Origin of the sequence: Burkholderia dolosa, from assembly GCF_902499135.1 — a bacterium.
GTDB lineage: Bacteria > Pseudomonadota > Gammaproteobacteria > Burkholderiales > Burkholderiaceae > Burkholderia > Burkholderia dolosa.
Window position 1 is genome coordinate 38,678 of the sequence record NZ_CABVPR010000047.1, and the last position, 6,372, is coordinate 45,049.

At 70.3% G+C, this 6,372-nt stretch carries 7 protein-coding genes and 1 pseudogene; 7 read left to right on the forward strand and 1 reads right to left on the reverse strand.

All coding sequences use genetic code 11. From position 1 onward, the window contains the following. Positions 1-40 precede the first annotated feature (40 nt). Positions 41-889 carry a LysR substrate-binding domain-containing protein gene (locus BUB20358_RS19930; protein WP_035972666.1) on the reverse strand — a complete coding sequence of 283 codons (849 nt, stop codon included), beginning with the start codon at positions 887-889 and terminating at the stop codon, positions 41-43. A gap of 329 nt (positions 890-1,218) precedes the next feature. On the opposite strand from BUB20358_RS19930, the gene madL reads away from it, so the two are divergent. The 7 genes and pseudogenes from madL to BUB20358_RS19965 all read left to right on the forward strand — a co-directional run. Continuing rightward, entirely contained in the window at positions 1,219-1,614 is a 396-nt protein-coding gene (gene madL / locus BUB20358_RS19935; protein ID WP_035972665.1) for a malonate transporter subunit MadL, read from the forward strand. Positions 1,615-1,625: 11 nt separating this feature from the next. Continuing rightward, complete coding sequence (madM, locus tag BUB20358_RS19940; protein WP_006764673.1) at positions 1,626-2,393, forward strand: malonate transporter subunit MadM; 768 nt, start codon at positions 1,626-1,628, stop codon at positions 2,391-2,393. Between the two features lie 128 nt (positions 2,394-2,521). Continuing rightward, a complete protein-coding gene (gene mdcA / locus BUB20358_RS19945) occupies positions 2,522-4,168 on the forward strand; it encodes a malonate decarboxylase subunit alpha (protein ID WP_006764672.1) in 1,647 nt (548 codons plus the stop codon). A 10-nt stretch (positions 4,169-4,178) separates the two neighbouring features. After that, a complete protein-coding gene (gene mdcC, locus BUB20358_RS19950; protein WP_035972663.1) occupies positions 4,179-4,496 on the forward strand; it encodes a malonate decarboxylase acyl carrier protein in 318 nt (105 codons plus the stop codon). After that, a complete protein-coding gene (locus tag BUB20358_RS19955) occupies positions 4,493-5,425 on the forward strand; it encodes a biotin-independent malonate decarboxylase subunit beta (RefSeq protein ID WP_035972662.1) in 933 nt (310 codons plus the stop codon). Before mdcC ends, BUB20358_RS19955 begins: the two co-directional genes overlap by 4 nt. Continuing rightward, on the forward strand, positions 5,412-6,119 hold the full coding sequence (mdcE, locus tag BUB20358_RS19960) for a biotin-independent malonate decarboxylase subunit gamma (RefSeq protein ID WP_035972661.1): 708 nt from the start codon (positions 5,412-5,414) through the stop codon (positions 6,117-6,119). The genes BUB20358_RS19955 and mdcE overlap by 14 nt, the downstream gene beginning before the upstream one ends. Next, positions 6,106-6,372: pseudogene (locus BUB20358_RS19965) on the forward strand (phosphoribosyl-dephospho-CoA transferase MdcG domain-containing protein); the annotation flags it as partial. The gene mdcE and the pseudogene BUB20358_RS19965, both read left to right, overlap by 14 nt.

Consider the following 6,372-nt stretch of genomic DNA (forward strand, 5'->3'; position numbering starts at 1 on the left):
GGCGTGTCAGCTGCCGCAGTGCGCGCAGCGCCGCTGCGTTCTACAACTGCGCGGCCGCCGCGATCAGCGTCGCTTCGAGCGCGAGCGTCGAACGCGATGCGGCGCTCGGACGATCGATCACGTATTCGAGTTCGCCGAGCTCGGGCAGGCCGGCGTCGAGCCGCGCGAGGCCGGCGGGAATCACGTAGCCGGCGAACGCGCTGATGCCGAGCCCCGCGCTTGCCGCTGCACGCAGTACCGCGATGCTGCTGCTCACGACGGCGATCCGGTAAGGTCGTCCAACCGCCTCGAGCGATTCGAGCACGCGGCGGCGCGACACGCTCGGCTCCGGATGCAGCGCGAGCGGCAGCACGGTTTCGTGGCCGGTGAGCCGGGAATCGGGGCTCGTGCACCAGTACAGCGGCTCGCTGCGGATCACGCGGCCGCGCCGGCTGCCGGCGATGCGCTTCGCGAACACGAGATCGTGCCGGCCTTCGTCGAGTGCGTCGAACAGGTCGCCCGACAAGCCGGTCGCGATCGCGAGCTCGACTTCCGGATTGCGCTGCACGAAGCTCGCGAGCGCGGCGGTCAGATGCGCGGACGCGAAATCCTCCGACATCGCGAGCCGCACCTTGCCCGACAGCGGCGGTCCGCACACCGACGTGACGGCTTCGTCCATCAGTTCGAGGATGCGCACCGCGTAGCGCAGCAGCGCGTCGCCATGCTGCGACAGGTGCACGTTGCGCGTGTCGCGCTCGAACAGCGGCCGGTCGAGCAGCTCTTCGAGACGGCGGATGTGCTGGCTGACGGTCGACTGCGACAGGCTTACGCGCTCGGATGCGGCGGTGAAGCTGCCGGACTGCGCGACGGCGACGAAGCTGCGCAGCAGCTCGGGCGGTAACGGACGCATTGCTAAATCCACTGAATCGGTTTCGACAACTTCATAAATGACCGGATTTTGCGGCGCTAGTATCGGATCACGCCCCGGTGCGGCCCGCGCAAATGTGGCACACCGGACGCGCAGCCCGTGTCGTGCCGCCGCCTGCGTCGCTCAGTCTACGGCATCCGGCGTCCGGCCCGAAACCGCATCATCCCATCGACCGCCCGAGAACGCGCTCGCACGACGAGCGCGCCGGGCCGCGGCGCACCGCCGCAGGAGACGAGTCCGCGCACGGGATCGGCGTGCAGGGCGCTCCCGCACGCGGCACGCGCCCGTCACGAAGAGACTGGAGACGACTCATGATCATCTACGGAACCGCGCTGCTGGCGTTCTGCCATCTGGCCGGACTGTTCCTCGGCGACCTGCTGGGCGCCGCGATCGGCGTGAAAACCAATGTCGGCGGCGTCGGCATCGCGATGCTGCTGCTGATCTGCCTGCGCCTGTGGCTGCATCGGCGCGGCTGGCTGCCGAAGGAGACCGAGGCGGGCGTCGGTTTCTGGGGCGCGATGTACATCCCGGTCGTCGTCGCGATGGCGGCGAACCAGAACGTCGTCGCCGCGCTGAAGGGCGGCCCGGTCGCGCTGCTGGCCGCGGTCGGCGCGGTGGCGATCTGCGCATGCTGCATCGCGGTGCTCGTGCGCATGGGCCACGACGACACGGCGTTCGCGGGCGTGCCGCAATTCGACGAACAGTGAAGGAGGCCGCCATGCTGCAGATGCTCGAAAAAGTCGTTGCCCACAACGGGCTCGTCGCGTCGTTCGCGCTCGTCGGCCTGATCATGTGGCTGTCGTCGATCGCGTCGCGCAAGCTGACGTTCGGCCGCGTGCACGGCTCCGCGATCGCGATCGTGATCGGCCTCGCGCTCGCGTACGTCGGCGGCGCGTTCACCGGCGGCCAGAAAGGGCTCGCCGACGTGCCGCTGTTCGCCGGCATCGGCCTGATGGGCGGCGCGATGCTGCGCGATTTCGCAATCGTCGCGACCGCGTTCGAAGTGCAGCCGACCGAGGCGCGCAAGGCCGGGCTCGTCGGCGTCGTGTCGCTGCTGCTCGGCACCGTGCTGCCGTTCATCGTCGGCGCATGCGTCGCGCGCGCGTTCGGCTATACCGATGCGGTCAGCATGACGACGATCGGCGCGGGCGCGGTCACGTACATCGTCGGGCCGGTCACGGGCGCCGCGATCGGCGCGAGTTCGGACGTGATCGCGCTCAGCATCGCGACGGGCCTCGTGAAGGCGATCATCGTGATGGTCGGCACGCCCGTTGCGGCCGGCTTCATGGGGCTGAAGACGCCGCGCTCCGCGATGATCTTCGGCGGCCTCGCGGGCACCGTGAGCGGCGTGAGCGCGGGGCTCGCGGCGACCGACCGGCGGCTCGTGCCGTACGGCGCGCTGGTCGCGACGTTCCACACGGGCATCGGCTGCCTGCTCGGGCCGTCGGTGCTGTTCTTCACGACGCGCGCACTGGTCGGCGCGTAGCCGCGGCCGCATGCCGGACGGGGCCGCATCCATCGCGGCGGCCTCTGAGTCGCATTCGTCAACATCATCAATCGGCGGCGACGCGAGGCTTAGAATGCCGCTGAATCATCGAAGCAGGAGAACTGTTCATGACGGGATGGAATCACGCGCGGCACGCACGCGATGCACGCGTCGCGGCAGGTGCGGCATTCGCGCGCGGCAAGCGCGTCGATGCGCGCGACACCGTCGCGCTGCTCGAAGCGGTGCTGCGGCCCGGCGACCGCGTGTGCCTCGAAGGCGACAACCAGAAGCAGGCCGATCTGCTCGCGACCGCGCTGGCCGACGTCGACAGCGCGAAGGTGCACGACCTGCACATGGTGCAGTCGGGCGTCGTGCTGCCCGAGCATCTCGACGTGTTCGAGCGCGGGATCGCGAAGCGGCTCGACTTCGCGTATTCGGGCCCGCAGTCGCAGCGGATCGCGAAGCTGCTGTTCGGCGGCAAGATCGCGCTGGGCGCGGTGCACACCTATCTCGAACTGTTCGCGCGCTACTTCATCGACCTCACGCCGCACGTCGCGCTGATCGCCGCGGTCAGCGCGGACGCCGACGGCAATCTGTATACGGGCCCGAACACGGAGGACACGCCGACCGTCGTCGAGGCCACCGCGTTCAAGGACGGGATCGTGATCGCGCAGGTCGACCGGATCGTCGACAAGGTGCCGCGCGTCGACATTCCGGGCGATCGCGTCCATTTCGTCGTCGAGGCCGGCCGCCCGTTCTACGTCGAGCCGCTGTTCACGCGCGACCCGGCGGCGATCACCGAGACGCAGATCCTCACCGCGATGCTCGCGATCAAGGGCATCTACGAGCCGTACGGCGTACGGCGGCTGAACCACGGAATCGGCTTCAACACGGCCGCGATCGAGCTGCTGCTGCCGACTTACGGCGAGAAGCTCGGCCTGAAGGGCAAGGTGTGCACGCACTGGGCGCTGAACCCGCATCCGACGCTGATTCCCGCGATCGAGTCGGGCTGGGTCGAGCAGATCCACTGTTTCGGCTCCGAGGTCGGGATGGACGAATACATCCGCGCGCGTTCGGACATATGGTTCACCGGCCCCGACGGCTCGCTGCGCTCGAACCGCGCGTTCTGTCAGACGGCCGGCCTCTACGCATGCGACATGTTCATCGGCTCGACGCTGCAGATCGACCTGTCGGGCCATTCGTCGACGATCACCGCCGAGCGGATCGCGGGCTTCGGCGGCGCGCCGAATATGGGCAGCGACGCGCGCGGCCGGCGCCATCCGAGCGAGCCGTGGCTGAAGGCCGGCGCGCAGGCCGACCCCGACACGCCGGCGGCGCTGCGGCGCGGCCGCAAGCTCGTCGTGCAGATCGGCGAGACGTTCGGCGACAAGAACGTGCCGATGTTCGTCGAGAAGCTCGATGCGCTGAAGCTCGCCGACAAGCTGCAGCTCGATCTCGCGCCGATCATGGTGTACGGCGACGACGTCACGCACATCGTCACCGAGGAGGGGATCGCGAACCTGCTGATGTGCCGCGACGCCGACGAGCGCGAGCATGCGATACGCGGCGTCGCCGGCTATACCGACGTCGGGCGCGGCCGCGACCGCAGGATGGTCGAGCGGCTGCGCGAGCGCGGCGTGATCCGCCGTCCGGAGGATCTCGGCATCGATCCGCTCGACGCCGATCGCCGCTGGCTCGCCGCGCGCTCGATCAAGGACCTCGTGCACTGGTCGGGCGGTCTGTATGCGCCGCCCGCCCGGTTCCGCAACTGGTGAGGATGAACGGATGGAACAGCTGAACTATCGCTTCACCGCGCGCGAGCGCGCGAAAGGCGAGCGTGCGACGGCGCTCGTCGGCGTCGTCGCGTCCGGCAATCTCGAGGTGCTCGTCGAGCGCGTGCTGCCGGGCAACGAATGCGAGATCGACATCCGCACCGCCGCGGTCGGCTTCGGCGCGGTGTGGCAGGCCGTCGTGTCGGACTTCGTCGAACGGCGTGCGCCGGGCGGCCTGAAACTGTCGATCAACGACGGCGGCGCGCGGCCCGACATGGTGTCGCTGCGGCTCGCGCAGGCCGTGCGCGCGATCGAAGGAGGTGCGCGATGACCGAAGCGCTCCACGACACGCGTGCGTTCGTCGCGAACGGCGCGAGCTGGTACGAGGCGTCGGCGCGGCAGCGCATCGACGCGCTGCTCGACGCCGGCAGCTTCGACGAATTCCTCGGGCCGGCCGAGCGCGTGACGAGCCCGCATCTGCCGCTGTTCGACCTGCCGCAGCAGTTCGACGACGGGATGGTGGTCGGGCACGGCCGCCTCGACGGCAAGCCGGTGTTCGTCGCCGCGCAGGAAGGCCGCTTCATGGGCGGCGCGTTCGGCGAAGTGCACGGCGCGAAGCTGACCGGGTTGCTGCGCGCGGCGCACGCGCTCGGCAAGCCGGTGCTGATCCTGTTCGATACCGGCGGCGTGCGGCTGCAGGAAGCAAATGCGGGCGAGCTTGCGATCGCCGAGATCATGCGCGCGCTCGTCGACGCACGGGCGGCCGGCGTTCCGGTGATCGGGCTGATCGGCGGGCGTGCCGGCTGCTACGGCGGCGGCGGGCTGCTCGCGGCGTGCTGCTCGGCGCTCGCCGTGTCGGAGCAGGGCCGCATCAGCGTGTCCGGCCCCGAAGTGATCGAGACCAATCGCGGCGTCGAGGAATTCGACGCGAAGGACCGCGCGCTGATCTGGCGCACGATGGGCGGCAAGCATCGGCGGCTGCTCGGCGGCGCGGACTGCTACGTCGCCGATACGCCGGCCGCGTTCCGCGCGGCCGCGCTCGAGCTGATCGGCCGCGCGCCGCGCTTCGATGCGGCGATGCTGCGTGCGGAGCACGCGCGCCTCGAAGCGCGCATCGCGCGGTTCGGCGCGTGCGCGGACGCGCTCGACATATGGCGCGCGCTCGGTGCGAGCGCGCCGGAAACGATTCCCGCGATGTCCGACGACGCATTCGCGACGCTCGCCGATCAACTGCAGGAGATGCCGCATGACGCTCGATGAAGTCCTGAATTCGCTGTTTCCGCACGGCCATTCGATCGTGCGCGCGGGCGGCCTGCTGTCCGGCCACGCGGAGCTGGCCGGCACGCGCGTCGACGTGATCGGCGTCGCCGATCGTCTGCCGTTCGGCATCGACGAAGCGGTGAAGCTCGCATCGCACGTGCTCGCGACGATCGAGCGCGGCGGCGATACGCCGCTCGTCGTGCTCGTCGACAGCGACAGCCAGCGGATGAGCAAGCGCGACGAACTGCTCGGCCTGAACGAAGGGCTGTCGCATCTCGCGAAATGCCTGATGTATGCGGACCTCGCCGGGCATCGGACGATCGGCGTGCTGTATGGGCATACCGCGGCGGGTGCGTTCATCGCGACTGCGCTCGCGACGCGCACGCTGCTCGCGGTGCCGGGCGCGGAGCCCGAAGTGATGGACCTGCCGTCGATGTCGCGCGTGACGAAGCTGCCGATCGACGTGCTGAAGGAGATGTCGCGTTCGACGGCGGTGTTCGCGCCGGGGCTCGACAATCTCGTGAAAATGGGCGCGGTCGACGCGGTGCTCGATCCGGATCGCCCGCTCGACGCGCAGGTCGCCGAATGGCTCGGCAAGCCGGCCGATCGCGTCGATCGCCGCGCGGCGCGCGGGCGGCCCGTCGCGGCCGACGTCGCGCGGCGCGTGGAGGAACTCGCGCGTGCCGCACGCTGACACGCCGCTGCGCCGCCATACGCTCGTCACGCTGACGGCGGCGGGGTGGCGCGCGGCATTCGCGCGCGATCCGGCGCTTGCCGCCGATTCGTCCGCCCGTACATGGGCCGAACGCGGCTGGCCGCTCGTCGTGCGTCGCGCATCGCCGGACGAGGCCGATGCCGGCCGCGTGCCGCTCGGCATGCCGATGCCGCCCGCGGCCGGCAAGCGGCGCGTCGCGCTGAGCGTCGCGGCCGACGCGCTCGCGGCCGTG